Annotated in this window: 23 protein-coding genes; 8 read left to right on the top strand and 15 right to left on the bottom strand. The window is 72.2% G+C overall.

Annotated features, from left to right (window positions below):
* Positions 1 to 51: 51 nt before the first annotated feature.
* From BJ981_RS08390 to BJ981_RS08380, 3 genes are all read right to left on the bottom strand, one after another.
* Positions 52 to 1,410: an ABC transporter substrate-binding protein gene (locus tag BJ981_RS08390; RefSeq protein WP_184609589.1), complete on the bottom strand. Its 1,359-nt coding sequence runs from the start codon at positions 1,408 to 1,410 to the stop codon at positions 52 to 54.
* A 102-nt stretch (positions 1,411 to 1,512) separates the two neighbouring features.
* Positions 1,513 to 2,643 carry a zinc-dependent alcohol dehydrogenase gene (locus BJ981_RS08385; RefSeq protein WP_184609587.1) on the bottom strand — a complete coding sequence of 377 codons (1,131 nt, stop codon included), beginning with the start codon at positions 2,641 to 2,643 and terminating at the stop codon, positions 1,513 to 1,515.
* 280 nt (positions 2,644 to 2,923) lie between these two features.
* Positions 2,924 to 3,433, bottom strand: coding sequence for a carboxymuconolactone decarboxylase family protein (locus BJ981_RS08380; protein ID WP_184609585.1), 510 nt, complete (start codon positions 3,431 to 3,433; stop codon positions 2,924 to 2,926).
* A gap of 195 nt (positions 3,434 to 3,628) precedes the next feature.
* On the opposite strand from BJ981_RS08380, the gene sigJ reads away from it, so the two are divergent.
* On the top strand, positions 3,629 to 4,582 hold the full coding sequence (gene sigJ, locus BJ981_RS08375; RefSeq protein WP_184609583.1) for an RNA polymerase sigma factor SigJ: 954 nt from the start codon (positions 3,629 to 3,631) through the stop codon (positions 4,580 to 4,582).
* A gap of 58 nt (positions 4,583 to 4,640) precedes the next feature.
* On the opposite strand, the gene BJ981_RS08370 is transcribed toward sigJ, so the two are convergent.
* Complete coding sequence (locus BJ981_RS08370) at positions 4,641 to 6,104, bottom strand: MDR family MFS transporter (protein WP_239139536.1); 1,464 nt, start codon at positions 6,102 to 6,104, stop codon at positions 4,641 to 4,643.
* A gap of 401 nt (positions 6,105 to 6,505) precedes the next feature.
* Here BJ981_RS08370 and BJ981_RS08365 point away from each other — a divergent pair, with 401 nt between their 5' ends.
* The 5 genes from BJ981_RS08365 to BJ981_RS08345 all read left to right on the top strand — a co-directional run bounded on the left by BJ981_RS08365 (position 6,506) and on the right by BJ981_RS08345 (position 12,002).
* Positions 6,506 to 7,195 carry a response regulator transcription factor gene (locus BJ981_RS08365; RefSeq protein ID WP_311745343.1) on the top strand — a complete coding sequence of 230 codons (690 nt, stop codon included), beginning with the start codon at positions 6,506 to 6,508 and terminating at the stop codon, positions 7,193 to 7,195.
* Positions 7,192 to 8,664 (top strand): HAMP domain-containing sensor histidine kinase, encoded by a 1,473-nt coding sequence (locus BJ981_RS08360; protein ID WP_204070518.1) that lies wholly within the window; start codon positions 7,192 to 7,194, stop codon positions 8,662 to 8,664. Before BJ981_RS08365 ends, BJ981_RS08360 begins: the two co-directional genes overlap by 4 nt.
* 90 nt (positions 8,665 to 8,754) lie before the next feature.
* Positions 8,755 to 9,696: a polyphosphate polymerase domain-containing protein gene (locus BJ981_RS08355; RefSeq protein WP_184609576.1), complete on the top strand. Its 942-nt coding sequence runs from the start codon at positions 8,755 to 8,757 to the stop codon at positions 9,694 to 9,696.
* A 5-nt stretch (positions 9,697 to 9,701) separates the two neighbouring features.
* Positions 9,702 to 10,379: a DUF4956 domain-containing protein gene (locus tag BJ981_RS08350; protein WP_184609574.1), complete on the top strand. Its 678-nt coding sequence runs from the start codon at positions 9,702 to 9,704 to the stop codon at positions 10,377 to 10,379.
* Between the two features lie 6 nt (positions 10,380 to 10,385).
* Positions 10,386 to 12,002 carry a CotH kinase family protein gene (locus BJ981_RS08345; RefSeq protein ID WP_184609573.1) on the top strand — a complete coding sequence of 539 codons (1,617 nt, stop codon included), beginning with the start codon at positions 10,386 to 10,388 and terminating at the stop codon, positions 12,000 to 12,002.
* Positions 12,003 to 12,068: 66 nt separating this feature from the next.
* Here BJ981_RS08345 and BJ981_RS08340 read toward each other — a convergent pair whose 3' ends face one another.
* Positions 12,069 to 12,785 carry a response regulator transcription factor gene (locus tag BJ981_RS08340; protein ID WP_184609566.1) on the bottom strand — a complete coding sequence of 239 codons (717 nt, stop codon included), beginning with the start codon at positions 12,783 to 12,785 and terminating at the stop codon, positions 12,069 to 12,071.
* A 180-nt stretch (positions 12,786 to 12,965) separates the two neighbouring features.
* On the opposite strand from BJ981_RS08340, the gene BJ981_RS08335 reads away from it, so the two are divergent.
* Together BJ981_RS08335 and BJ981_RS37440 are read left to right on the top strand one after the other, a co-directional pair.
* Positions 12,966 to 14,222 carry a bifunctional glycosyltransferase family 2/GtrA family protein gene (locus BJ981_RS08335; RefSeq protein ID WP_204070517.1) on the top strand — a complete coding sequence of 419 codons (1,257 nt, stop codon included), beginning with the start codon at positions 12,966 to 12,968 and terminating at the stop codon, positions 14,220 to 14,222.
* Positions 14,223 to 14,232: 10 nt separating this feature from the next.
* Positions 14,233 to 16,680, top strand: a complete 2,448-nt coding sequence (locus BJ981_RS37440) for an ArnT family glycosyltransferase (RefSeq protein ID WP_204070516.1) — start codon at positions 14,233 to 14,235, stop codon at positions 16,678 to 16,680.
* A gap of 25 nt (positions 16,681 to 16,705) precedes the next feature.
* On the opposite strand, the gene BJ981_RS08325 is transcribed toward BJ981_RS37440, so the two are convergent.
* From BJ981_RS08325 to BJ981_RS08280, 10 genes are all read right to left on the bottom strand, one after another.
* Positions 16,706 to 17,737, bottom strand: coding sequence for an ABC transporter ATP-binding protein (locus tag BJ981_RS08325; protein ID WP_184609564.1), 1,032 nt, complete (start codon positions 17,735 to 17,737; stop codon positions 16,706 to 16,708).
* The gene (gene modB / locus BJ981_RS08320; RefSeq protein WP_184609562.1) at positions 17,734 to 18,576 is read right to left on the bottom strand and encodes a molybdate ABC transporter permease subunit; all 843 of its coding nucleotides are present in this window, start codon (positions 18,574 to 18,576) and stop codon (positions 17,734 to 17,736) included. The genes BJ981_RS08325 and modB overlap by 4 nt, the downstream gene beginning before the upstream one ends.
* A gap of 5 nt (positions 18,577 to 18,581) precedes the next feature.
* On the bottom strand, positions 18,582 to 19,367 hold the full coding sequence (modA, locus tag BJ981_RS08315) for a molybdate ABC transporter substrate-binding protein (RefSeq protein WP_184609554.1): 786 nt from the start codon (positions 19,365 to 19,367) through the stop codon (positions 18,582 to 18,584).
* A gap of 25 nt (positions 19,368 to 19,392) precedes the next feature.
* Positions 19,393 to 19,803: a TOBE domain-containing protein gene (locus BJ981_RS08310; protein ID WP_184609553.1), complete on the bottom strand. Its 411-nt coding sequence runs from the start codon at positions 19,801 to 19,803 to the stop codon at positions 19,393 to 19,395.
* 114 nt (positions 19,804 to 19,917) lie between these two features.
* Complete coding sequence (locus tag BJ981_RS08305) at positions 19,918 to 20,469, bottom strand: DUF1707 SHOCT-like domain-containing protein (protein WP_184609552.1); 552 nt, start codon at positions 20,467 to 20,469, stop codon at positions 19,918 to 19,920.
* On the bottom strand, positions 20,466 to 21,269 hold the full coding sequence (locus BJ981_RS08300) for an ABC transporter permease (protein ID WP_184609550.1): 804 nt from the start codon (positions 21,267 to 21,269) through the stop codon (positions 20,466 to 20,468). Before BJ981_RS08300 ends, BJ981_RS08305 begins: the two co-directional genes overlap by 4 nt.
* Positions 21,266 to 22,231: an ATP-binding cassette domain-containing protein gene (locus BJ981_RS08295; protein ID WP_184609549.1), complete on the bottom strand. Its 966-nt coding sequence runs from the start codon at positions 22,229 to 22,231 to the stop codon at positions 21,266 to 21,268. Before BJ981_RS08295 ends, BJ981_RS08300 begins: the two co-directional genes overlap by 4 nt.
* A gap of 18 nt (positions 22,232 to 22,249) precedes the next feature.
* On the bottom strand, positions 22,250 to 23,188 hold the full coding sequence (locus BJ981_RS08290; RefSeq protein ID WP_184609542.1) for a DUF4097 family beta strand repeat-containing protein: 939 nt from the start codon (positions 23,186 to 23,188) through the stop codon (positions 22,250 to 22,252).
* The gene (locus BJ981_RS08285) at positions 23,188 to 23,721 is read right to left on the bottom strand and encodes a toxin-antitoxin system HicB family antitoxin (RefSeq protein WP_184609540.1); all 534 of its coding nucleotides are present in this window, start codon (positions 23,719 to 23,721) and stop codon (positions 23,188 to 23,190) included. Before BJ981_RS08285 ends, BJ981_RS08290 begins: the two co-directional genes overlap by 1 nt.
* Before the next feature lie 122 nt (positions 23,722 to 23,843).
* Complete coding sequence (locus BJ981_RS08280; RefSeq protein WP_204070515.1) at positions 23,844 to 24,902, bottom strand: sensor histidine kinase; 1,059 nt, start codon at positions 24,900 to 24,902, stop codon at positions 23,844 to 23,846.
* Positions 24,903 to 24,934 lie beyond the last annotated feature (32 nt).

Genomic DNA, 24,934 nt, shown 5'->3' with positions numbered 1-24,934 from the left:
GGGCGGGGGCGGAGGCCGCCCCCGCCCGGGGTGATCGGGTGCGGAGCGCACTCACTGCGCGTAGCCCTTGGACTTCAGCAGGGCCGCGATGTCGACGGCCGCCTGATGGATCGCGTCCTTGGCCGTGGCCTGCCCGGACATCGCCCGGCTGGTCTGCAGCGCGAGGATCTGCTGCACCGCGTCCGACTCGGGGAGCCTGGGCCGCCACATCTGGCCCTGGGCGATGGCCGCGTAGCCGTCGGTGATGGCGGTGTAGACCGGCTTCAGCCAGGGAGCGGGCGGCGTGCCCTGCAGCGTGGAGTTACGCGCAGGGAAGGTGCCGAGGTTGGCGCCGACCCACTGCTCGCCCTCCTTGGAGGTCACCCACTGCAGGAACGTCCACGCGGCGGCCTGGTGGGCCGACTTCTTGGCGATGCCCGCCGACCAGATGCCGCGGTGCGCGCCGGGACCCGCACTGCCCGCGGGCAGCGTGGTGATGCCGACCTGGTCCTCCGACAGGGTGGTCGTCGCCTTGTCGATCGCGGTGCCCTTGTAGACGCTGCCCCACATGAACATCGTGGCGACCTTGCCCTGGCGGAACGCCTCCAGCGGCTCGTTGAACTGGTAGGTGCTCGCCCCGGGCGGCGCGTACTTCAGCAGGTCCACGTGCGTCTGCAGCGCCTTGACCCCGTTCTCGTCGTCGAAGCTCACCTTGAGCTTGTCGTCGAGCAGCTTGCCGCCGTTGGAGTTGAGCACGGTCTGCCAGATCGTCGGCGTCAGCGGGTCCTTGGTGAAGTAGGTGCCCACCGCCCACGCGTCCTTCTTGCCGTCGCCGTCGGTGTCCTGCACCAGCTTGGGGGCGTCGGCGAAGTACTGCTCCCAGGTCGTCTCCTTGGACGGCTCGGCGACCTTGGCCTTCTTGTACAGCGACCGGTTGTAGAACATCAGCAGCAGGTTGGAGCGGACCGGCACGCCGTACTGGTGGCCCTGCCACTCCCCGGCGGCCAGCGGCGACGGGTTGAAGTCGCCCCAGTCGTAGTTCGCGTCGGTGAACTTCGACAGGTCGGTCTTGAGGTCCACCAGGCCGCCGGTCTTGGCCAGCTGCGGGAACCACGGGTCGTCACCGAGGATCACGTCGTAGGTCGCCGTCGGGCTGGTCAGCTCCAGCATCGACTTGGCGAGCTGGTCGTTGTACGGCACGCCGTCCACGGTGACCTTGATGTTCGGGTATTTCTTGCTGAACTCGGGGACCAGTTGGTCTTGCCACTGCTTGGCGAAGGCGTCGTTGGCGATGACTCTGATCGACACGGGCTTCTCGGCCGTGCCCAGGCCGCCGCCGTCCGCGGGGGCCTCGGTGGCCGACGAGCCGCAGCCCGCCAGCGTCAGGCCGAACGCGGCGGCGACCGCGCCAAGCCGGAGGAATCGGCGCATGGCAGGTTCTCCTCTCAAGGGGGGTGATATCTCAGGGGTTGGTCGTGGGGGGTTTCGCAGGGACCCCGGGTCTCGGGGTGTGTCGTCCTCGGGGATTGCGGGTCAGGCGGTGGGATCGATCGCGAGCTTGACGATGTCCCGGCCGTCGAGGGGGGAGCCGGATCCGAGGGCGGTGAGGCCCTCGCGCACCCGCTCCAGGGGCACCCGGTGGCTGACCACACGGTCGTAGGGCCAGCCGCCGCGCTCCAGGATCCGCAGCGCGTGGTGGTAGCGGCGCAGCATGTCGGGACCCGCGCCGTACACGCCGGCGATGGTGATGTCACGCTTCAGCAGGTCGCTGAAGGGGTTGAAGGGCACCGTCCCCCGATCGGTGAAGTTGCCGAGCTCGGCGAGCACGCCTCCGTCGGCGACCAGGTCGATGGCCTCCATGAAGGCGTGCGGGGAGCCGCTGGCGCCGATCACGCAGTCGGCCCCGGGCGCGCCGAGGGCGTCGAAGACGGCGCGGCGCCGTCCGGCCACGTCGGTCAGCTCCTGGATGCTCACGGTGGCGTCGGCGCCGAGGGCCGCCGCCAGCTCCAGCCGCGCGTCGGGGGCGCCGACGGCGACGATCCGGTGCGCGCCCGCGGCGCGGGCCGCGACCACGGCCATCAGGCCGATCGCGCCCACGCCCTGCACGATCACCGTCGAGCCGACGCCCACCGCGCCGCGCTCGATGCCGTGCAGCGCCACCGACATCGGCTCCTGCAGGACGGCGACCTCGGCGGGCAGGCCGGTGCGGTAGAACACGGTGCCCGCCTTGGCGGCGTAGAGGTACTCGGCGAAGCCGCCGGTGAGGTGCGGCGGGTCGGTCACCGGCGAGGCGAAGCCGTAGGAGGGGCGCCGCTGCGGGCAGTTCCCGGGCCTGCGGCGCACCTGGCACTGGTAGCAGCGTCCGCAGCTCAGCGCGGGGAAGACGCCGACGCGGTCGCCGACGGCCACCGGGTGCCCCGCGTGGTCGGCGGTGACTCCCTCGCCGAGCGCGGCCAGCGTGCCGACGATCTCGTGTCCGAGCAGCGCGGGAAAGGTGATGGAGGCCAGACGCCCCTGGTAGATGTGCGCGTCGGTGCCGCAGACCCCGCACAGCTCCAGCTTCAGCACGAACTCCCCGGGGCCGGGCTCGGGCACGTCATAGGACCGGATCTCCACCGCACCCGCGGCGTCCACGACGACCGCTGCCCGCGCCGCTGCGCTCATCCGGTTCCTCCATATTCTGGATTCTATAGAATGTAGAGGGAACAATAAGAAGCGTGCACGAGCAGGTCAAGAGGTTCGTGAGCTCCGTTACCGGGATGTTTCCTACTCGGGCCCTGACCACCGCACCGAGCAAAGGCGCAGGTCGAGCGCGTGTTCGACGCGCGCGGCCCGGTGAGCGTGCCGACCCTTGCCCGGCCGGCGCCGGGCCGGCGCCCCCGTCCGGCCCGGCCGTGCCCAGGGTGAGGCGCGGTCGTGCGGCCTCACCCTGGGTCCCCGGGGGTTACTTGTTGTAGTTCTCGCCGAAGGGCTTGCCCGGGATCGGCCTGGCGATGAGGGCGACGGGGATGAAGAAGAACATCTGGCTGATGGCCAGGACGAGCGTCCAGAGCGCCTTGTCGTCGTAGTGGGCGGACACCCTGGCGTACAGCTCGTCGGGGACGCGGGCCCCGGACGGGTTGTGGGTGAGGACGGCCTCCACGAGTTCGAGCGCGACCCGCTCGGCGTCGGTGAAGTAGGGGGCGTCCCGCCAGGACACCACGGCGCTGATGCGCTCCTCCGCCTCCCCGGACTCGCGCAGGTCGGCGACCTGCCGGACCGTGTGGTAGGAGCTGCCGACGATCTGCCCCGCCCGGTACTGCACGAGCTGGACGGTGCTCCGCGGGATCGAACCGTTGCCGACGGCCTTGCTCATGGTGCCGGCCATCGTCGCGATCTCGGGGAAGAACTGGAGCGGGTCGGGCAGCCGAGACCGGACGTCGTCCCGCGTGGTCGTCGTGGAAGAAGTGGACATGGCGAAATCTCCCTTAGGTATCTGAGCGTGGTCCGAGGCGTCCCGCCGGTCAGGCCGGTGCCTCAGGTCGGTGCCTCAGTAGTCCGACGACACAGCGGCCGGGAATGTGAGGTGCGGCGCCGGCCTCACAATTCGGGAGATCGTCTCGTCGGAAGTGATGAGAGAGCGGACGAGACCGAGGGGGCCGGCGACACCATGACCATCCCAGCAGAGCCAGGACGCGGCCGGCTCGATCCGGGCCTGACCGCGATCATGAGCGAGCGGCGTCACCTGACCGACCTCGCGTACCGGCTCCTCGGGTCGCTGGCGGACGCCGAGGACGTCGTCCAGGAGACCTACGCCCGCTGGTACGCCATGTCCCCGCGGCGGCAGGAGGCCGTGCGAGTGCCCGGCGCCTGGCTGACGAAGGTCGCCGGCCGCATCTGCCTGGACCTGCTCGCCTCGGCGCGGGTGCGGCGGGAGCGCTATGTGGGCGAATGGATCCCCGAGCCGCTGCCCGACCGCACCGAGTGGGTCAACGGGTCGTCACGCGCCACCGCGGCCGACCCGGCCGATCCCGCCGACCGCGTCACGCTCGACGAGTCGGTCAACATGGCCTTCCTCGTCGTGCTCGAATCGATGACCCCGGCCGAGCGGGTCGCGTTCATCCTGCACGACGTCTTCTGCCACTCGTTCGCCGAGGTGGCGGAGATCGTCGGCCGTACGCCGGCGGCATGCCGCCAGCTCGCGTCCTCGGCCCGCCGCCGCGTCCGCGCCTCGCGGGCGTCCGCGGCTCCGGCGGCCCGGCACGCCGGCGTCGTCAGGGACTTCAAGCAGGCATGGGAGGCCAAGGACATCGACGCCCTCATCGGCCTGCTCGACCCCGGCGCCACGCTCGTCGGCGACGGCGGCGGCCGGGTCAGCGCCGTGCTCGACCCGATCGAGGGCGGCGAGCGGATCGCGCGCTACGCCGTCGACCTCGTCGGCAGGGCGTCCGGCCTGACGTTCCTGGAGCGCACGGTCAACGGCAGGCCCGGGCTGGTGGTCCAGCATGACGGCGTCGTCACGGGGGTGATGGCGTTCGACGTCGTGGGCGACCGCGTCAAGCACATCTGGGCGGTACGCAACCCGGAGAAGCTCCGCCCGTGGACGGAGGAGCTCCAGCCGTAGGCGCCCGCCGCGCCGCCAGGCGGGCGGGCGGGCGGTGTCCGGGTCGCCGCCGTCACACCTAATGAATCGGCACGCTTTCCGCGTGTTCGTCGGACTTCTGCGCCCGGGCGGGGAGGAGGAGGGCGGTGATGACCACGGCCGCGGACAGCGCCGCGCCGATGATGAAGGCCAGCCGCATGCCGTGCAGGTTGGCGAGCGTCTCGCCGACCCCGGCGGACTTCAGCGCGTCGGCCCGCGCGCTCATGACCGTGATGGCGAGCGCGGTGCCGAAGGCCGCGGCGACCTGCTGCAGCGTGCTCAGGATCGAGCTGCCGTGCGAGTAGAGCCGCGGGGGGAGCGCTCCGAGACCGAGGGTGAACACCGGGGTGAACGTCGCGGCCAGGCTCACCATCAGCAGCGCGTGCAGACCGAGGAGCTGCCAGTACGGCATGGTCAACGTCACCTGGGTGAAGCCGATGAGCGCGAGCGTGATGCCGATCGAGCCGGGGACGACCAGGACCCGGCCGCCGAACCGGTCGAAGAGGCGGCCGACGACCGGGCCGAGCAGGCCCATCGCGAGACCGCCCGGCATCACGAGCAGCCCGGTCTGCAGGGCGCTGAGCCCGCGGATGTTCTGCAGGTACAGCGGCAGCAGGATCATCGAGCCGAGCATCGCCATGAAGGCGACCGCCATCATGATCAGCGCGACCGTGTAGGTGCGGTGGCGGAAGGCGCGCAGGTCCATCAGCGGCGCGTCGCGCTTCTGCAACGACAGCTGGCGGAGGACGAAGATCGCGACGAGGAGCAGGCCGGCCCCCGCGATGCCGCCCGCCACGCGGACGTCACCGCTCTCGAAACGGCTGAGCCCGTAGATGAGGCCGCCGAAGCCGGCCGCGGCGGTCACCACGCTGAACCAGTCGATCGTGCTGGACCGCGGCTCGCCGACGTTCTTGAGCTGCCGCAGGCCGCTCCAGGTGATCACGGCGGCGATGGGGAGCACCACGGCGAACAGCAGGCGCCAGGACCCGAACTGCAGGATCACCCCGGAGATCGCCGGGCCCATCGCCGGCGCCACCGAGATCGCCAGCGTGACGTTGCCCATCACCCGGCCACGGTCCGACTCGGGCACGACCTGCATCAGCGTGGTCATCAACAGCGGCATCATCACGGCCGTCCCGGACGCCTGGATGATCCGGGCGCCCAGCAGCACCGTGAACGTCGGCGCGATGGCGGCCAACGCCGTGCCGAGCAGGAACAACCCCATCGCGACGGTGTACGCCTGGCGGGTGGAGACCCGCTGCAGGAACCACCCGGTGATCGGAATGACCGCGGCCATGGTCAGCATGAAGGCGGTCGAAAGCCACTGCGCGGTCTGCTCGGTGATGTGCAGCGCGGTCATCAACGGCGGGATCGCGTTGATCATGATGGTCTCATTGAGGATGACCACGAATGTGGCGAGCACCAGCAGCCGGATCACCGGGGGAGTGCGACCGGAGGCGGCGGGCGCGGATCTGGCAGGCGCGTCGAGCTTGGGGCTTGGCACGGTACCTCGATCAAGATCGTCGGACATAACGTGGTCATGGCTGGCGTCGCAGCCCTCGGTCTCACAAGCGGTCGTGGTCACATGCACAGACTGACCGACGCCACCGACAAAACTCGTCGGCCTCACCTAACATTGCGGCAAATGCCGTGAAGTTTCACCCGGTTTTCACCCGGCCGCCTCGTCCCGGCGACCCGTCTACCTGGGCTTTCTCGGGTGGCCTGCCCGATTCCGGCACCATCCGGCGCGTCCGATGGGTGAGACGCCGGGTGTCCATTCGAACCTGTGTACGACTCTGTGGAAACTGTGGATAACTCCGCGTCCGGCGAGGTGAGCGGCTCGGGATCCGGCGGGACACTCAGCGGATTTTCATCTAACCCCCGTAGAAAGGGCCCATGTACCGGATGGGGCCCGCGAAGGTGCTGGTCGTCGACGACGAGCCGAGCATCCGCGATCTGCTGTCCGAGGCGCTGGAACTCAACGGCTTCGAGGTGCGGACGGCGGCGAACGGCACGCTGGCGCTGGAGGCCGTGGCGCGCGAGCGGCCCGATCTCGTGGTGCTCGACGTGATGCTGCCCGACCTCGACGGGTTCACGGTCGCCCGGCGGCTGCGCGGGGACGACGGGCCGTTGATGCTCTTCCTGACCGCCAAGGACGCGGTGGCCGACCGGATAGCCGGGCTGACGGCGGGTGGGGACGACTACGTCACCAAGCCGTTCAGCCTGGACGAGGTGCTCCTGCGGATCCGGGCGATCCTGCGCAGGATCCGCCCGCCCGGGGAGCAGGCGGGCGACGGCGTGCTGCGCTGCGCGGACCTCGAACTGGACGAGGAGGCCCATACGGTGCGGCGGGCGGGCCGGCTGATCCATCTGTCGCCGACGGAGTTCAGCCTGCTGCGCTATCTGATGATCAACGCCGGGCAGGTGGTGAGCAGGACGCAGATCCTCGACCGGGTGTGGGACTACGACTTCGACGGCGACAGCAGGATCGTGGAGTCCTACATCAGCTACCTGCGCCGCAAGATCGACGGCAGCGGGCCCCCGCTCATCCACACCCTGCGCGGGGTGGGCTACCGGTTGCAGGCCGGCCCGTGAGGCTCACGGCGCGGCGCGCCTGGCCGCTCCGGCACCGTCTGCTGATGGCCCTGGTCGGCTTGTGCGCGGCGGGCCTGGCGGCCTTCGCCGTGGCGGGTGTGCTGCTGCTGGACCGGTCGTTGCTGTCGCGGGTGGACGTCCAGCTCACCGAGATCGCGGCGACCATGGACCACCCCCCGCCACCGCCGCCGCCTCCCGCCGAGGGGCGGGACCCGGAGTTGCCGACGCAGTTCAGGCTCTCCCTCTACGGTCCCACCGGGGCGTTACTGCGGGAGATGCCCGCCGAGGTGGGCGACGGGCCGGTCGTGCCCGCCCGGATGATCGCCGTGCCGCCGGCCGGGCCGGTGACCCTTCCGGGCAGGGGCGAGAACGCCCCGGAGTGGCGGGTGCGGGTGGTGGCCCTGCCGGAGGGCGGGCGCGCCGCGGTGTCGATGTCGCTGGAGTCCAACCGGGAGACCGTACGGCAGATGCTGGTCATCGAGGTGGCCGCGGGCCTGCTGGTCCTGGTGCTGCTGGGCGGCGTCGCCCTGGTGCTGGTACGGGTCGGCCTGCGCCCGCTGACCCGGATGGAGGCCACGGCCTGCGTGATCGCCGGCGGCGCCATCGACCGCCGCGTCGAGGACGACGATCCGCGGACCGAGACCGGGCGGCTCGGCCGGGCGCTGAACACGATGCTGGAGCGCCTGGCCCGCGCGCTGCGCGAGCGCGAGCGTTCCGAGCGGCGGCTGCGGCGGTTCGTCGCCGACGCCTCGCACGAACTGCGCACGCCGTTGACGTCCATCCGCGGCTTCGCCCAGCTCTACCGGCACGGCCAGGCCGCGCGGGACCCGGCCGCCGAGCGCATGCTCAGGCGCATCGAGAGCGAGGCCGAGCGCATGGGCGTGCTGGTGGAGGACATGCTGCTGCTCGCCCGCCTCGACCAGGAGCCCACCCTGGAGCGGAGCGAGGTCGACCTGCGCGTGCTGGCGGGCGACGTCGTGCACGCCGCCCGGGCCACGGACCGGGATCGGTCGGTGCACCTCGTCGTGTCCGCGGAGCCGGTGTGCGTGCTCGGCGACGAGCACCGGCTGCACCAGGTCATCGCCAACCTGGTCGGCAACGCCCTGCGGCACACGGCCGCGGGGACGCCGGTGCGGGTCGAGGTGGGCAGGCGTGCCGCGGCCGGGATCCCCGGGGCGGACGTCGTCCATATCGGCACGGGGCCCGATCCCGGCGCCGAGGCGGCGCTGATCGAGGTGCGCGACGACGGGCAGGGCATCGAGGCCGGGCACCTCCCGCAGGTGTTCGACCGCTTCTACCGGGCCGATCCCGGCCGTTCCCGCGGCCACGGGGGCACGGGCCTGGGGCTGGCCATCGCCGCGGCGCTCGTCCAGGCGCACGGCGGCCGGATCGAGGTCGTGAGCGCTCCCGGCAAGGGCACGGCTTTCCTCGTTTTGCTCCCGCTCGCGCGCCCGTTTTGTCTCGACTGAGCGATTTGTCGTTCATCTTCTGTTCGTTTTCGTTCACACATTGTTCCCAGCTTTCTCCTGTCGGATATGCCCTGACGCGGGAGGAGGGACATGCTCAGATTCCGTAAGAGGGAAATCCGCGCAGGTCAGGACGGTGCCGAACGGCCGTCGTCGGCCGAGGCGAACGGCGACGCGGGGCACCGGCTGCGGGCGCCCAGCACGCTGCACGCCTTCAACCGCTTCGAGATCAAGTACGTCGCCGACAACGCCAGGGCCACGGAGCTCATGCGCGACATCGAGGGGCGGCTCGTGCGCGACGGCCACAGCGGCGACCGCGGGTACGGCGTCTGGAGCGTCTACTACGACACCCGGAACCTGCGGTTCTACTGGGAGAAGATCGAAGGTCTGAAGTTCCGCAGGAAGCTGCGCGTCCGGCACTACGGCGACCGCTCCGTGGTGGACGCCGGCACGCCCGTCTTCGTGGAGATCAAGCAGCGCGTCAACCGCGTCACGCAGAAGCGCCGGGTGCGCCTGCCGTACCGCGACGCGCTGCGCCTGTGCGACGAGCGCGTGATGGTGGATCACGACCCGGCGCAGCGGGCCTTCCTCGAAGAGGTCCTGGACCTGGTCTGCCGGCTCGATCTACGGGCCACGACCATGACCGGGTACCAGCGCCACGCTTTCATGGGCACGGACGCCGACCTCGGGCTGCGGGTCACCTTCGACCGGCGCGTACGGGGCCGCGACAGGGACTTCCACCTGGGCGCCGACGTCGAGAACCGGTTCATCGTCCCGCCGGGCAAGACGATCATCGAGGTGAAGGCCAACGAGCGCGTCCCGTACTGGCTCACCGACCTGACCGCCGCGCGCGAGCTCGAAGTGATGCGCGTGTCCAAGTACTGCCAGAGCGTCGAGGCCTACGGGCTGGCCCCGCGCTCCGTCTTCCACGTCCCCGGCGGCGACCTCGACCCCCATGAGGCGCCCGAGAACCACGACGACCATGACGTCAGCGGCCACCCGCCCGTGCGGCCGATCGTCCCTTCGGAGGTCTGACCCTTATGGACTTCTCCTTCCAGGACCTTTCCGGCACCTTCAGCGTGGCGGACATCGCCATCGCCATGTCGCTGTCCTTCGTCCTCAGCGTGGTGATCGGCTGGGTCTACCGGGCCACGCACCGCAACGTGTCCTACAGCCAGTCGTACGTGCAGACGCTCGTCATCCTCGGCATGCTCATCGCGCTGATCATGCTGGTGGTCGGCTCGAACATCGCCCGCGCCTTCGCCCTGGTCGGCGCCCTGTCGGTGGTCCGCTTCCGCAACGCCATCAAGGAGACGCGCGACGTCGGCTTCATCTTCCTGGTCATGGGCGTCGGCATGGCCGTCGGCACCCGCTTCTACGTGCTCGCGGTCGTGGCCGCGGTGGCCATCTCGCTGATCATCCTGGTCATGCACAGGTTCGACTGGTTCGCCCTGAACGTGCGGCGCCAGGTGGTCAAGGTGCAGGTCCCGCCGGACGGCGACTACACCGAGGCGATCCAGGACGTGCTCGTCCGGCACACCGACGAGTTCGAGCTGGTCAGCATGGAGTCCATCCGAGGGGGCGCGCTGATCGAGCTGATGTACACCGTCAAGATCAAGAAGGGGAAGGAGCCGGCCGACGTGATCAGCGCCCTGGGCGAGCGCAACCACGGGCAGGCGGTCACCGTCCTCACCGGATACGACCAGACGGACCTGTAGGCGGCCATGGCGCGCTTCAGGCAGCGGATCCCGGTCCGGCTCCGGCAGAACTGGAGGCTCGTCGCGGCCTGCGCGGCGTTCCTCGCCGTCTGCGTGGGCGTCTTCGGCGGCGACATGATCCGTCCGTACGTCATCACCACCGGATCCACCTCGGCCCGCGTCGTCACCCAGGACCTGACCGGGACCAAGGACCTGTTCGACGCCTCGGTCCCGCACGACGTGAAGATCACCTTCCGGGACGAGGCGTACCAGGACATGCTCACCGAGTACTTCAAGGACGGTGACAAGAAGTACCTCGAAGCCGACCTGACGATCGACGGCACCACCGTGCGCGGCGTCGGCGTCCGGCTCAAGGGCAACTCCACCCTGATGGGCCTGACCTGGAAGGGCAAGACCCGGTCGTCCGGCGCGTTCCCCGGCGGAGGTCCTCCCGGAGGGTTCCGGCCGCCCGCGGGGATGCCCCAGCCGCCAGGACAGGGGCAGGGCCGGCAGGAGGGAGCCGGTGGACGGCCCCCCGGCGGGATGCCCGGTGCCGCGATGAAGGCCGAGGAGCCGGAGAAGCTGCCCTGGCTGATCAGCTTCGACGAGTTCGTCGAGGGCCGGCGCTACCAGGGCCGCACCCAGCTCGCGGTGCGGCCGGCGGCCATGGGGTCCACCACCCTGCTGAACGAGGCCCTCGCCATCGCGGTCGTCGGGGCGGCCGGCGAGCCCACGCAACGGGCCGCCTACGGCTCCTTCACGGTCAACGGCCGCGCCTCGGCGCCGCGCCTGCTGGTGGAGTACCTCGACGAGGGCTACGCCGAGGAGCTCGGCGACGGCGTCCTGTACAAGTCGCTGGCCAGCAGCACCTTCACCTACAAGGGGGAGGACCAGACCTCGTACACCACCGATTTCAAGCAGGTCAACAAGATCGGCGGGAGGGACCTGCAACCCGTCATCGACCTGGTCCGGTGGGTGGAGAAGTCCTCCGACGCGGAGTTCGCCGCGGGACTCGCCGACCGCGTGGAGGTGCGGTCGTTCGCCCGCTACCTCGCCCTGCAGAACCTTCTCATCAACTTCGACGACATGAGCGGGCCGGGGCGCAACTACTACTTGTGGTACGACCTGGGCAGCAAGAAGTTCACGGTCGTCACCTGGGACCTCAACTTCGCGTTCAACGGCGACGCCAAGGCCGGCGTGAACGACACGATCGGCATGGCCTTCGGCCGGGGCGGGCCTCAACGGCCCCAGGGAGCACAGCAGCAGGGAGCGCAGCCCCAGGGACGGCCCCAGGGACCCGGGCAGCAGGCCATGCCGCCCGGCGGCCCAAGCGGCCAAGGCGGTCCGGGCGGGGCCGCCGGTCCCGGTGGGGCCGGTGGTCCGCGTATGGGCCATGCGCTCAAGGAGAGGTTCCTCAAGACGCCCGCCTTCAAGGCGCTCTACCAGGAGCAGTACCGCGACCTTTACCAGCGGATCCTGGCCGGCGGCACGGCGGCGAAGCTGCTCGACGGCCTGGTGCGCTCGTACAAGCTCAACGACCGCGCGGACGCGGCCAAGGCCGACGCCGAGGCCGCCGCCCTGCGGGCCACGCTGAAGACCAGGACGGAAGCACTCGCGGCCGACAAGGCGATCAGCGGGAGGTGAGCCGAGAGGCGTGGAGACATGTGTCCTTGCCTGACCCGGAGGCCGCCGGCGCGCCCGGCCTTCGGGTCAGCGCGTCTCCCGTTCCTGCTGGTCGATCGGGGGGCGGAGGCAGTAGCCGACGCCGCGCAGGGTGTGGAGCAGCGGCGGCGCCGTGGCGTCGATCTTCCGGCGCAGGTAGCTCATGTACGACTCCACGATCCTCGCGTCGCCGCCGAAGTCGTCGCCCCACACCTGGTCGAGGATCTGTGTCTTGCCGACCACGCGCCCGGTGTTGGCCAGCAGGTACCGGAGCAGGTTGAACTCGGTCGGCGACAGGTGGATCGCGCGGTCGCCGCGGCGTACGGCGCGGGTCTCGGCGTCCACCTCCAGGTCGGCGCAGCGCAGCACGCTCGGCGCGGGCCGCGGGCGGCTGCGCCGCAGGACGGCGCGCAGCCGCAGCACGACCTCGTCCAGGTCGAAGGGCTTGGTGACGTAGTCGTCGCCGCCCGCCGTCAGACCGGCGATGCGGTCGGCGTGGGCGTCGCGGGCGGTGAGGAACAGCACCGGCAGGTTGCCGTCCCGGTGGCGGAGCCTGCGGGCCACGGTGAAGCCGTTGAGGTCGGGCAGCATCACGTCGAGGAGCACGATGTCGGGCCGGTCCCGCTCGGCCCGCGCGAGGGCCTGGCCGCCGCCCGCGGCCAGGAACACGGTGAACCCGCTCATCCGCAGCGCGGTGGAGAGCAGTTCCCGGATGTTCGGCTCGTCGTCCACCACCAGGACCCGTGCGCGTTCGTCCGTGGTCATGGCCGCCGTTGTACGGGTATTCCCTGACTGTTCACAAGAAGGGAACGGCATACCTTTTTGTCAGGGTATGCGGCGTATGAAGGCGAACACGCAGGTCACGCCCGTGCCGGTGTGACGGCACGGGGGCCGCCGCCGTGCGCTCCCAGCGGGCTCTCACATTCCCCCGTCATACCGGACACCGTGACGAATCATCCGAGTGCGGGCCAGGCGGCCTGGGGCTCCGGCTCGTCCGCGCCTCCGGGCCGGACCGCGACGGTGGAGATCGTGGTCCCCGTCCACAACGAGGAGCGGGCGCTCGCCGGCTGCGTGGACGTGCTCCGCGACCACCTGGCCCGGGCCTTCCCCTTCGCCTGGAGCATCACCATCGTCGACAACGCGAGCACCGACGGGACGCCGGACATCGCCGCCGGCCTCGCCGCGCGGCTGCCCGGCGTGCGGCTGCTGAGCCTCCCGCGCAAGGGCCGGGGCCTGGCCCTGCGCACCGCCTGGACGCGCAGCGCGGCCGACGTCGTGGTGTACATGGACGTGGACCTGTCCACCGGGCTCGACGCGCTGCTACCCCTCGTGGTGCCGCTGGTCAACGGCCATTCCGACATCTCCGTGGGCTCGCGCCTGGCCCCCGGGGCGCGGGTCGTCCGCGGGCCGCGCAGGGAACTGATCTCCCGTTGCTACAACGCGCTGATCCGGCTCACGCACGGCGTGCGGTTCAGCGACGCGCAGTGCGGGTTCAAGGCCGCGCGGACCGACGTGATCCGGCCGCTCCTGGCGCGGGTCGAGGACGACGCCTGGTTCTTCGACACCGAGCTGCTGCTCCTGGCCGCGTACAACGGCCTGCGCGTCCACGAGGTCCCCGTGGACTGGGTGGAGGACGTGGACAGCCGGGTCCACCTGGTCCGCACCGTGCTCGACGATCTGCGCGGCCTGGTCAGGGTGGCCCGGGCCAAGGTCACGGGACGCGCGCGGGTCCCCGGCCTGCCCCGCAGGCCGGCGCTGCGGCCGGCGCATCCCGACGCCGTGCTGGCGGCGGACGGCGCGCTGCGCTGGCATGTCGCCTCGTTCGCGGTGGTCGGCGCCCTGTCCACGGTCGCCCACCTCGGCCTGTACGCGGCGCTGCGGCTCGCGGTGCCCGTGCTCCCCGCGAACCTGATCGCGCTGTCGATCGCGACGGTGCTCAACACCGAGGCCAACCGGCGTCTCACGTTCCCCGCCCCGAACGGTCGGGCGCCGCGCTCGCCGCTGCGCATCCACGTGCTCGCCATGGCCGCCTTCGGTCTGTACTACGCCCTCACCTCGGGCGCCCTGCTGACACTGCACGCCGTGGTCCCGGACCCTCCTTCCGGGCTGGAGCTCGCGGTCCTGGTCGGCGCCTGCGCCCTGGGCACCGTGGGCCGCTTCCTGGTGCTGCGCCGCTGGATGCTCCATCCGGCCGGAAAGTAAGGATCCTCCAATGGTGACCGTCCAATCCCCCGCCATCCCCACCGGCGAGCCGGCCGCCCGCGACCGTCCGCGCGCACCCGCCGTCGCCCTGGCGGCGGTCTGCCTGCTCGCCGCCGTGCTGTACGCCTGGGCGCCGTGGGGCTGGGGCAACGCGTACTACAGCGCCGCCGTCAGATCCATGTCGGAGAGCTTCACGAACTTCCTGTTCGGCTCGTTCGACCCCGCCGGGGTCGTCACCGTCGACAAGCCCCCCATGGCGCTGTGGCCGCAGGTGATCTCGACGTGGATCTTCGGCTACCACGGCTGGGCGCTGCTGCTCCCGCAGGCGGTCGAGGGCGTCGCCACGGTGGTCCTGCTCCACCGGACCGTACGCAGGTGGGCCGGGGAGACCGCCGCCCTCGTCGCGAGCCTCGTCCTGGCCCTCACACCGGTCACCGTCGTCATCAACAGGGACAACCTTCCCGACACCCTGCTCGTCCTGCTCATGGTCGCCGCCGCCTACGCGCTCACCAGGTCCGTCGCGCCGATGACGTCCCGGCGCGCCGCCACCGGCTGGCTGCTGCTCGCCGCCTTGCTCATCGGCTGCGGGTTCATCACCAAGATGCTGGCCGCCTGGGTCGGCCTGCCCGCCTTCCTGCTCGCCTACCTGGTGGCGACCCGGCCCCGGCGGTGGCCCCTGGACCTCGCCATGGCCGCCGTCGTCCTGGCGGCCGGCTCGCTGTGGTGGGTCGCCGCCGCCGACCTGTGGCCCGGCGAGCGCCCGTACATCGGCGGCAGCGCGGACGGCACCGCCCGCGACCTGGTGATCGGCTACAACGGCCTCGGCCGCGTCCTCGGCGGCTCCGGAGGTTTCCCCCAGGGTCCCCCACGGGGCGGCTTCCCCCAGGCTCCGCCGTCAGGAGGCGTCCCGCAGGGTTCACCCCCCGGCGGCCGGCCACCGGCCTGGCCCACCGGCGGTCCCGGCGATCTCGGTGGTTCCGGTGGCCCTGGAGGGCTCGGGGGACCGGACAGGCCGGGCGACGGGCCCGGGGGCCGGTTCCCCTTCCCGGGGCCAGGAGGCGCGGCGGGGTTCGGGGACCCGCCGGGGATCACGCGCATGTTCGGCCCTGCGGTCGGCGGCCAGGCGACCTGGCTGCTCCCTCTCGCCCTGGCCGTCCTCGGCGGCGCTCTGGTGGCCGCGATACGGTCCCGGTCGCGGCGAACGCCGGAGCCCATCCCGGGAAGCGGCGCGGCGGAGGGGACCAGGGAACACCCGGCCGACGCGGCGGCGGAGCTCACCGTCCAGGCGGCCGGTGTCGCGGAGCGGAGCAGCGTACGGGAAGCCGGCGCGGGCGTCCGGGAAGCCGGTGCGACAGAGCAGGGCAGGCGCGCCCGGCGGGCCGGGTGGATCCTCTGGGGCGGCTGGCTGCTGACGAACGGCCTGGTCTTCAGCCTCGCCCAGGGGATCTTCCACCCGTATTACACCATCATGCTGGTTCCGCCGATCGCGGCCCTGACCGGCGCGGGAGTCGCGGCGGCGGCACGATGGCACCGAAGCGGGGGTCCGGCGGAACGGCATCGAACCAGCGGCCTGACAGAAGGGGGCCGTAGCGGCGGCCGTACGGAACGGCGCCGAGGCGGCGGCCTGACGCGACGGCTCGTGCTCCCGGGCGCGGTCGCGCTGACCACCGCCTGGGCCTGGGTGCTGCTGTCCCGCGAGCCGGGCTGGCACGGATGGCTGCGGATCGCCATCCCGGCCGCGGCCGTCGCCGGCATCGCCGTCCTCCTCGCCGCCCGCGACCGGCGGGTCGTGCTCACGGCGGCGCTGGTCCCGATGCTGGCCGCCCCCGCGGTGTGGTCGGTCGCGACCGCCTTCGGCCCGCCCGTCAGCGCCGTGATCCCGGCCGCGGGCCCGGCCCAGGCCTTCATGCCCGGCTTCCCGCCGCCTTCCGATCCATCAGGCCCCGTCCAGACCCCCGCGCCCGGCCGCACGCCGCCGCCCGATCCGCCGAGCCCTGCCACGCCCAACGGGCCCGTGGCCCGGCGGGGCGGTCTTCCCGGTCCTTTCGGTGGCGGCGAGCTGGGTCCTGAGCAGCGCCGCGTCCTGGACTACGCCGTGCGCCATTCGGGCGGGGCGCGGATCAAGCTCGCCATCGAAGGCGGGGCGATCATGGCCGCGCCGTACATCATGAACACCCGCGAGACCGTGATCGGCATGGGCGGCTTCATGGGCGGCGACCCCGCGCCGTCCCTCGCCCACCTGGATCGATGGCTGCGCTCGGGCGAACTGCGCTACGTGCTCGCCCTCTCCGCCGGTGACGCCTGGCCACCACGCATGGGCGCTTCGACCGGACGGACCCAATGGATCGGCCGGAACTGCACCCCCGTGCCCCCCGCCGAGTACGGCGGCGCCGCCGCCCCGGCGAACCCCGCGCCCGGCCCCTTCTCCGCACAGCCCATCCTCTACCGCTGCGGGTGACGCCCTTCTCGACAGGAGATGCCCCTCACGCCGGGTAGGTGTGGGTCTCGGTGGCCTTCACCGACGCCCACACCTCCTGGCCGGGCGTCAGGTCGAGGTCGGCCACGGCGGCGGGGGTGATGTCGGCGAAGGCGGCGAGGGGGCCGTCGAGGTGGACGCGGACGTTGTCGCCGTGGCGTTCGACGCCCTCGACGCGGGCCTGCCACACGTTGCGCGGGCTGCCGTCCGGCCGCGAGCGGTACAGGGCCACGGCCGCGGGCGCGAACGCGACGAACGCCGGTCCCTCCAGGTGGCCGGCGGTGCTGATCAGCAGCTCGCCCACCTTGACCCGGGAACCCTCGGCGACCCCGCGGTACAGGTTGAGGCCGACCAGACGGGCGACATAGTCGGTGCGCGGACGGCGGGCCACCTCGGCCGGCGCGCCCTCCTGGACGATCGCGCCGTCCTCGATGACGATCAGCCGGTCGCCGAGCACCATCGCGTCCAGGGGGTCGTGCGTCACCAGGACGGTCGCGCCGTCGAAGTCGGCCAGGTGCCGGCGCAGCCGCGAGCGGATCTCCAGCCGGGTGTGCGCGTCGAGCGCGGCCAGGGGTTCGTCGAGCAGCAGCAGGCGCGGCCGTACGGCCAGCGCCCGGGCCAGGGCGACGCGCTGGGCCTGCCCGCCGGACAACCGCCGGGGCTTGGCGGCGGCGTGCTCCGCAAGGCCGACGCGTTCCAGCAGGTCGGCGGCGGTACGGCGGGCCTCCGCCTTGCCGGCGCCGCGGCAGCGCGGCCCGAAGGCGACGTTGTCGAGGGCGGACAGGTGCGGGAACAGCAGGTAGTCCTGGAAGACCATGCCGATGGGACGGGCCTCGGCCGGCAGGTCGTGCAGGGGCGCGCCGTCCAGGGTGATGTGCCCGCCGGAGACGCCGGTGAGCCCGGCCAGGGCGCGCAGGGCCGTGGTCTTGCCGGCGCCGTTCGGGCCGAGCAGGGCGACCACCTCGCCGGGCGCCACCCGCAGGGAGATGTCGAGCGTGAAGGCGGGCCTGGTGACGACCAGCCGGGCGTCGAGGGTCATGGGCCGGTCACCCACCGGTCCCGCAGGCCGGCCAGGACGAGCACCGAGACGGCGAGCAGGACGAGGCTGAGCACGATGGCGGCCTCCGGCTCGGTCTCCAGCGCCAGGTAGACGGCCAGCGGCATGGTCTGGGTGGTGCCGGGGAAGTTCCCGGCGAACGTGATGGTGGCCCCGAACTCGCCGAGTGCCCTGGCCCAGCACAGCACGGCCCCGGCGACGACACCGGGGGACACCAGGGGCAGGGTGACCCGCCGGAAGACGGTCCAGCGGGAGGCGCCCAGCGTGGCGGCGGCCTCCTCGAACCGCTGGTCTGCGGCGCGCAGCGCGCCCTCGACGCTGATGACCAGGAACGGCATCGCCACGAACGCCTCGGCGATCACGACACCTGCGGTGGTGAAGGGCAGCGTGACGCCGAAGGACTCCTCCAGCCACCGCCCGGCCAGGCCGCGCCGCCCGAGCACGAGCAGCAGGGCGACGCCGCCGACCACCGGCGGCAGCACGAGGGGGACGGTCACCAGGGCGCGGACCAGCCGCCGGCCGGGGAAGGACACCCTGGCCAGCAGCCAGGCCAGCGGCACGCCCAGCAGCAGGCAGGCGGCCGTGGCCAGGGTGGCGGTCAGCAGCGACAGCCGCAGCGCCTGCAGCACGTGCGGCTCGGTCAGCCGCCGCGGGAGCGTGGCCCAGGGCGCGCGGATCAGCAGCCCCGCCAGGGGCAGCACCAGGAACGCCAGGCCGGCCAGGGCGGGCGTCACCAGCGTCCACGGCAGGCGGCCCGTGACCGCGCGGGCCTCGCGGCCGCGGTCAGAGCCCCGTCCAGGGGCGGTCCTCGTGGAGCTCATGCGGGTCAGGGCGTCTCGAAGCCCGCCTTGGCCAGCACGTCCTTGCCCTGCGGGGAGAGCACCAGGTCGACGAACTGCTCGGCCAGGCCGGGGGCGGGGGCGGCGGTCAGGGCCGCGATCGGGTAGTCGTTGATCGCCTTGCCGGCCTCGGGGAAGTCGATGCCCTTGACCTCGCCGCCTGCCGCGAGCACGTCGGTCCTGTAGACCAGGGCGGCGTCGACCTCGCCGAGCCGGACCTTGGTGAGGGTGGCCTTGACGTCCTGTTCCAGGGTGACCGGGGTGACCTTCAGGCCCGCGGCGTCCAGCGCCTTGAGCGCCGCGGCGCCGCACGGCACCTGCGGGGCGCACAGCGCGACCTTGACCTTCGGGTCGGCCAGATCCTTGAGATCGTCGACCTTGGCCGGGTCGCCGGCCGGGACGGCGATCTCGAGCCTGTTGCGCACGAACGTCGCCGGGGCGGCGGCGAGGGACGCGTCGGTGACGGTCTTCATCGTGGCGGGGCTGGCGGCGGCGAAGACGTCGGCGGGCGCGCCCTGGGTGATCTGCTGGGCCAGCGTGGCGCTGGAGCCGAAGTTGAACCTCACCGACGTGCCCGGGTGCGCGGCCTCGAACCTCGTGCCGAGTTCGGTGAAGGCGCCGGTCAGCGACGCCGCGGCGAACACCGTCAGCGTCGTGGCCTCGCCGCCGCCGGAGGAGGCCGCTGCCGGGGAGGACGCGGGCGTGCCGGACCCGCAGCCGGTCAGGGCCGCCAGCGCGAGGGCGAGGGGGAGGGTCACGGTCCATCGGGACATGCGGCTGAACACCAAGGGGGGCTCCTCAGGGGCTGGCCACGCGCACGTGGTCGGGGATCTCCACGACGACGTTGGTCGACTTGATCACCGCGACGGCGACCACGCCCGCCTCCAGGCCGAGCTCGTCGGCGGCCTGGCGGCTCATCAGGGACACCACGCGGAACGGCCCGGCGGCGATCTCCACCTGGGCCATCACCGCGTCCTTGCGGACCTCGGTGACGATCCCGCGGAAACGGTTGCGCGCCGAGGAGCACCCGCCGTCGCCGGTCGTCCCGACCTGGGCGCGGGCGAACGCGGCCAGATCGGCGCCGTTCACCTGCCGGTGGCCGTGCTCGTCACGCTCGGCGGCCAGCCGCCCGGCGTCCACCCACCGGCGGACGGTGTCCGCGCTGACCCCGAGCAGCGCGGCGGCCTCGCTGATCCTGAACGTCGCCACACGCCTCACCATACCCTTCGCACATTCCAGCCTGAATACCATTCGACGACCGCAACAGCGAGCCGATCTACGGCCTGTCCATGGCATCCACGGCTGCGGACCCGCAGGGCCCCTTCACCTGCGCGCGGTGCGGATGGTCAGGCGGCCGTAGGGGAGCTCACCGGTGACCTGGACGTGCAGCCTGCCGGGGATCTGGCGGCCCGCCGCCTTGCAGGTCACTCTGCCCCATTCGGTGCGCACCCCGTCGGCGTTCGCGCTCGCGCCGGCGGGCAGGATGATCGTGGCGCTGCCGTACCCGAGCCAGAGCTCGATGTCGATCCGCGGATGCGGGACGTGGGCAACGGACAGGTCGAGCCGTACTCTGCCGTACTCGGAGTCGACGCGCAGCCGGCGAGGGACGTGCCAGTCGCCCGTCCGGGTGACGCGCCCGCCGGCGCAGGCGATGTGGACCATGTCGTCAGGGTCGTCAGGGTCGTCGGGGTCGTCGGGTTCCCGGCCCGGCAGGTCGGCGACGACCGGCTCCAGGTCGCGGGAGGAGGTGGCGGTGAGCGCCCGTTCGAGCCGCCGCTCCAGCTCGGCGGGGCCGAGCCTGCCGTCCGCGTACGCCCGCTGGACCAGCTCCACCACCCTGTCGCGCTCCGGTTCCGAGACGCGTGCGTCGCTCATCGGCTGACGGCTCTCTTGTACAGCCGCGTGGCCAGCGGCACGAACACCACCAGGAGCAGGACCGACCACATCAGCGACACCGGCACCGCGTGCCGCAGCGGCCAGGCGCCGGGCACGGGCAGGGCCGGGCTGGTGTTGCCGAACAGGTCGCGCGCGGCCTGGACGAGCGTGGAGACCGGGTTCCATTCGGCGACCGGCTTCAGCGGCCCGGGCAGCCGCGCGCTGTCGACGAAAGCGTTGGACAGGAAGACCAGCGGGAACGTCATGATGGTGGCGACGTTGTTGAAGACCTCGGGCGTGCGCAGGGCCAGCGCGACCGTGGCCGTCACCCAGGAGAAGGCGTACGCGAACAGCAGCAGCATCAAGAACCCGAGTGCGGCCTCGAACGGCGAGCCGTGGACGCGCCATCCGACGGCCAGCCCGACGAGCGCCATGGTGACGATGCTGGTCACATTCATGATCACGTCGCTGAAGGTCTGGCCGGTGAGCACCGCGGAAGGCGACATCGGCAAGGTGCGGAACCGGTCGAAGACGCCCTTCTGGAGGTCCTGCGTCAACGTGTAGCCGGTGATCTGCGCGCTGGAGACGATCGTCAGGACGAAGATCCCGGGCAGCAGGTACTCGGCGTACGAGATGCCCGGCAGGTCGATCATGCTGCCGAAGACGTAGGTGAACAGCAGCACGAACACGGTCGGGAGCATGACCACGCCGCCCAGCAGGTCGGGGGCCCTCCGGATCTTCAGGGCGTTGCGCTTGGCGATCGTCACGCCGTCGGCGACGGCGAGCCGCAGGGAGTTCATCGGGCGCTCTCCTCGATCTTCTCGTCGGTCTCGCGTCCCGTGAGGCTCAGGAACACGTCGTCCAGGGTCGGCCGGCGCAGTCCGGCGTCGCGTACGGTGATCCGCTCGGCGGCCAGGTGGCCGAGCGCCGTGGTCAGGGTGGCCGCGCCACCGGTGACCGGGATCGTCACCCGCAGGCCGGCGGCGTCGACCTGCATGTCCCCGGCGGCCAGGGGCGCCAGCGTCCTGGCGGCGCTCTCCAGGTTCGCCGCGCTAGTCACCGACAGCTGGATGCGGTCGCCGCCGACCTGGTCCTTCAGCTCGTCGGCCGTGCCGAGCGCGATCACGCGCCCGTGGTCCACCACGGCCACGCGGTCGGCGAGCCGGTCGGCCTCCTCCAGGTACTGGGTGGTGAGCAGCACGGTCGTGCCCTGCGCGACCAGCTCGGCGATGACGTCCCAGAGCCCGATCCTGGCCCGGGGGTCCAGGCCGGTGGTGGGCTCGTCGAGGAACAGCACGGGAGGGTTCGCGACCAGCGCGCCGGCCAGGTCCAGCCGGCGTCGCATGCCGCCGGAGTAGCCCCGCACGGGACGGTCGGCGGCGTCGGTCAGGTCGAAGCGCTCCAGCAGCTCGCGGGCGCGCCGCCTGCTGGGCCCGGTGCCGAGGTGGTAGAGGCGGCCCACCATCTCCAGGTTCTCGGCGCCGGTGAGGTGGTCGTCCACGGCGGCGTACTGGCCGGAGGCGCCGATGCGCGCGCGCAGCCGGTGGGCGTCACGGACGACGTCGAACCCGGCGACCGTGGCGCGGCCGGCGTCCGGCCTGAGCAGGGTGGTGAGGATTCGCACCGTGGTGGTCTTGCCGGCGCCGTTCGGGCCGAGCAGCCCGAACACCGTCCCCTCGGGGACGGTCAGCTCCATCCCGTCGAGGGCGGCCACCTCGCCGTACTTCTTGACCAGGCCCTCGGCCACGATCGCGTCGGACATGAGCGTCTCCTTCGGTGGTCAGGAACGGTGGATGAGGATGTCGCCGTGGGTGGTGTGCGCCCGCACCTCGACGATCCGGTCCGTCCGGCCGGGGTCGCCGCCGGGGTCGAGGGAGACGTCCACGGTGCCGTACGTGGAGCTCACGTCCAGCCAGGCGGCGGTGCCCTCCCGGATCCCGAGGTCGAGGCCGCCGCCGGTGGTGGTCAGGCCTATCGAGCCGGACACCACCTCGCCGATCTCCACGCCGGCGTACGCGGTCCTGGCGTCGACGCCGGCCAGGGCGCGGCCGACGGAGATGTCGCCGTGGGCGCTGTTCAGCCGCAGTTCGCCGGTCACCTGACGGATGCGGACGTCGCCGTGGGACGTCTTGACCGCGGCGGTGCCGTCGATCTCGCCGATGTGGATGCCGCCGTGGGTCGTGGTCACCTCGGCGTGCCCGGAGACGTGGCCGACCGAGATGTCGCCGTAGGTGCTCTTCACCCGTATACGGCCGCCGGCCTGCTCGACGCGGATGGCGCCGTGGGTGGTGGTGACGGTCACCTCGCCGAGGCGTCCCCGGCACAGGACGCTTCCCGCCGTCCTGGCGTCGAGGCGGGAGCCGGACGGCAGGTCGATCGTCACGTCGACCGAGCCGGGGCCCTGCAGCAGCGAACGCGCCCAGGTCGCGGGCGACTCGACGAGCTTGCCCAGCGAGAGGCCCCAGCCGGAGCCCGAGCCCGCGTGCTCCTTGTCGGTCCGCACCAGGAGCCTGCCGTCGGCGTAGTCGGCCCAGGTGTGCCGGGCGACCTGCACGTCGGCGTCGTTGAGTCCGTCGCTCGGGCGGATCTCGACGACGGTGTCGGCGCGGTCGCTCGCGGTGATCCTGACGGTGGCGGTCGCCAGGTCGAGGACGGCGAGGATGGGCTCCGGGGTGTCGAAGGCCGGCGTTCCGGCTTCGTCGTCGGCGGGCGTGGTCATCAGCTCACCCACCCGGTGTAGCGGTTGCCGGCCTGCTGCGCCGGGCGCGGGGCGGGGCGGCGGCCCGCGCCGGGGTCGAGCGCGGCGGCGACGGCGCGGACCAGCCACGCGTTGACCGACAGCCCCTCACGTGCGGCCGCCTCCTCGATGCGCGGCTTGAGGTGCTCGGGGATCCGCAGCGAGATCCGTGACGTCCCCCCCTCGTCGGCCTCCGGGGGCGGCGGCGGGGCGGGCGGTCCCGCGGCCTGCCCGGTGTCACTCTCGGCCGGCGGGCGGGCGCCCGGTGGCGGCGGTGGTGGCGTCACGACGAAATCGGGGTCGCGCCCGCGCAGCCGCACCTCGACCGAGCCGGGCGCGAGGTCCTGGGTGATCTCGTCGGTGGCGGCCGACAGCGCCTCCAGCAGCGCGAGCCGGGTGGCCGATTCGAGCGTCGCGGCGAGGCGCTCGGCCAGCGCGCGAGCCTCCTCTCCGCCCGCCCCGGCGGTGATCGCGAGTTCACGCCGGAGGCGATCGACATAAGGCGCAAGGTCCATGACGCCATAATGACATCATAGTGGCGTCATATCAACCCGGGATTCCCTCGGTGTGACGTCGTGGCGACGCCGCTCGCTTCACCGTGTCCGTGCGGCCGACGCCGTGCCGTCCCCTGGCGCGGTCATTCCGGGACGAGCGTGAAGCCCCCGCCCGGCGCGCCCGGCCGGGGAAAGCGGGCGACGAAGCGCGCCCCGGACGGGCTGTCCTCGACGACGAGGGTGCCGCCGTGCTCCTCGGTGATCTGCCGGGCGATCGGCAGGCCGAGGCCGGTGCCGCCGCTGTCCTTGGCGCGCGCCTCCTGCAGCCGGGTGAAGCGCTCGAAGATGACCTCCCGCTGCTCGGGCGGCACCCCGCTCCCGTCGTCGTACACCTCCAGCACCGCCGCGTCGCCCCGGTGCTCGACGGTGACCTTGACCATGGAGTGGGCGTGGCGTTCGGCGTTGTCCATGAGGTTGTGCAGCAGCCGGGTCAGCCCGACCCGCTCTCCGTAGACCATCACGCCGCTGCTGAACCTCCTGACCACCCTGACCTTGCTCTGCCGGTGGTCGAGCTCGCCGTCCACCAGGACGGCGAGGTTGAGGAGGTCGTGGTGGCCGATGACGCCCGCGTCGAGCCGGGAGATCTCCAGCAGGTCGGTCACCAGGCCCTGCAATCGCTCGACGGACTCCAGCAGCCTGCCGGCGGTCTGCGTCCAGTCGGTCTCCTCCCCGCCCATGAGCGCGTCCTCGATCTCGGTGCGCATGGCCGCGAGGGGGTTGCGCAGGTCGTGGGAGGTCTCCGAGGCGAACCTCAACTGGCCCTGGATCGCCGCGTGCGCACGCTCCAGCGTCTGGTTGGTCGCCTGCGCCAGCTCCTTGAACTCGTCGTCATGGCTCGGCAGCGGAACCCGCTCGCCCAGGTCGGAGGGCCGGATCGTGGCGAGCTTCCTGCTGATGGCCCGCACCGGCCGCAGGGTCCTGCCCATCATCCAGTACGTCCCGAGCGCGGTGGCCGTGATCAGCAGAAGGGAACCGCCGACGAGCCCGGCCAGCACGGCCGGGCTGCCGTAGAGCCGAGGCTGCGGGGCGGCGAGCGACAGCGCCAGGGCCGAGGCGAGGCAGACCAGCGCCGTGACGGTGCTCGCCACGGTGGTCACGCGGGTCCTGATGGAGCGGTGCCGCCACGCTCTCCGACTGGTCATCCTGCGACGCCCCGGGATCGACTGGTACAGGT

This window comes from Sphaerisporangium krabiense (assembly GCF_014200435.1).
Classification (GTDB): domain Bacteria; phylum Actinomycetota; class Actinomycetes; order Streptosporangiales; family Streptosporangiaceae; genus Sphaerisporangium; species Sphaerisporangium krabiense.
The sequence above is the reverse complement of the archived record's forward strand: the minus strand, read 5'-3'. Positions and strand labels throughout refer to the sequence as shown.

Excerpts from the sequence above, each read along its gene's own strand:
- BJ981_RS08280 (WP_204070515.1), bottom strand. The coding sequence starts at position 24,902 with ATGACCAGTCGGAGAGCGTGGCGGCACCGCTCCATCAGGACCCGCGTG.
- BJ981_RS08365 (WP_311745343.1), top strand. The coding sequence starts at position 6,506 with ATGGGGCCCGCGAAGGTGCTGGTCGTCGACGACGAGCCGAGCATCCGC.
- BJ981_RS08300 (WP_184609550.1), bottom strand. The coding sequence starts at position 21,269 with ATGAACTCCCTGCGGCTCGCCGTCGCCGACGGCGTGACGATCGCCAAG.
- BJ981_RS37440 (WP_204070516.1), top strand. The coding sequence starts at position 14,233 with ATGGTGACCGTCCAATCCCCCGCCATCCCCACCGGCGAGCCGGCCGCC.
- BJ981_RS08355 (WP_184609576.1), top strand. The coding sequence starts at position 8,755 with ATGCTCAGATTCCGTAAGAGGGAAATCCGCGCAGGTCAGGACGGTGCC.
- BJ981_RS08350 (WP_184609574.1), top strand. The coding sequence starts at position 9,702 with ATGGACTTCTCCTTCCAGGACCTTTCCGGCACCTTCAGCGTGGCGGAC.
- BJ981_RS08305 (WP_184609552.1), bottom strand. The coding sequence starts at position 20,469 with ATGAGCGACGCACGCGTCTCGGAACCGGAGCGCGACAGGGTGGTGGAG.
- BJ981_RS08340 (WP_184609566.1), bottom strand. The coding sequence starts at position 12,785 with ATGACCACGGACGAACGCGCACGGGTCCTGGTGGTGGACGACGAGCCG.
- modB (WP_184609562.1), bottom strand. The coding sequence starts at position 18,576 with ATGAGCTCCACGAGGACCGCCCCTGGACGGGGCTCTGACCGCGGCCGC.
- BJ981_RS08325 (WP_184609564.1), bottom strand. The coding sequence starts at position 17,737 with ATGACCCTCGACGCCCGGCTGGTCGTCACCAGGCCCGCCTTCACGCTC.
- BJ981_RS08285 (WP_184609540.1), bottom strand. The coding sequence starts at position 23,721 with ATGGACCTTGCGCCTTATGTCGATCGCCTCCGGCGTGAACTCGCGATC.
- BJ981_RS08345 (WP_184609573.1), top strand. The coding sequence starts at position 10,386 with ATGGCGCGCTTCAGGCAGCGGATCCCGGTCCGGCTCCGGCAGAACTGG.
- BJ981_RS08390 (WP_184609589.1), bottom strand. The coding sequence starts at position 1,410 with ATGCGCCGATTCCTCCGGCTTGGCGCGGTCGCCGCCGCGTTCGGCCTG.
- BJ981_RS08290 (WP_184609542.1), bottom strand. The coding sequence starts at position 23,188 with ATGACCACGCCCGCCGACGACGAAGCCGGAACGCCGGCCTTCGACACC.
- modA (WP_184609554.1), bottom strand. The coding sequence starts at position 19,367 with ATGTCCCGATGGACCGTGACCCTCCCCCTCGCCCTCGCGCTGGCGGCC.
- sigJ (WP_184609583.1), top strand. The coding sequence starts at position 3,629 with ATGACCATCCCAGCAGAGCCAGGACGCGGCCGGCTCGATCCGGGCCTG.
- BJ981_RS08380 (WP_184609585.1), bottom strand. The coding sequence starts at position 3,433 with ATGTCCACTTCTTCCACGACGACCACGCGGGACGACGTCCGGTCTCGG.
- BJ981_RS08295 (WP_184609549.1), bottom strand. The coding sequence starts at position 22,231 with ATGTCCGACGCGATCGTGGCCGAGGGCCTGGTCAAGAAGTACGGCGAG.
- BJ981_RS08385 (WP_184609587.1), bottom strand. The coding sequence starts at position 2,643 with ATGAGCGCAGCGGCGCGGGCAGCGGTCGTCGTGGACGCCGCGGGTGCG.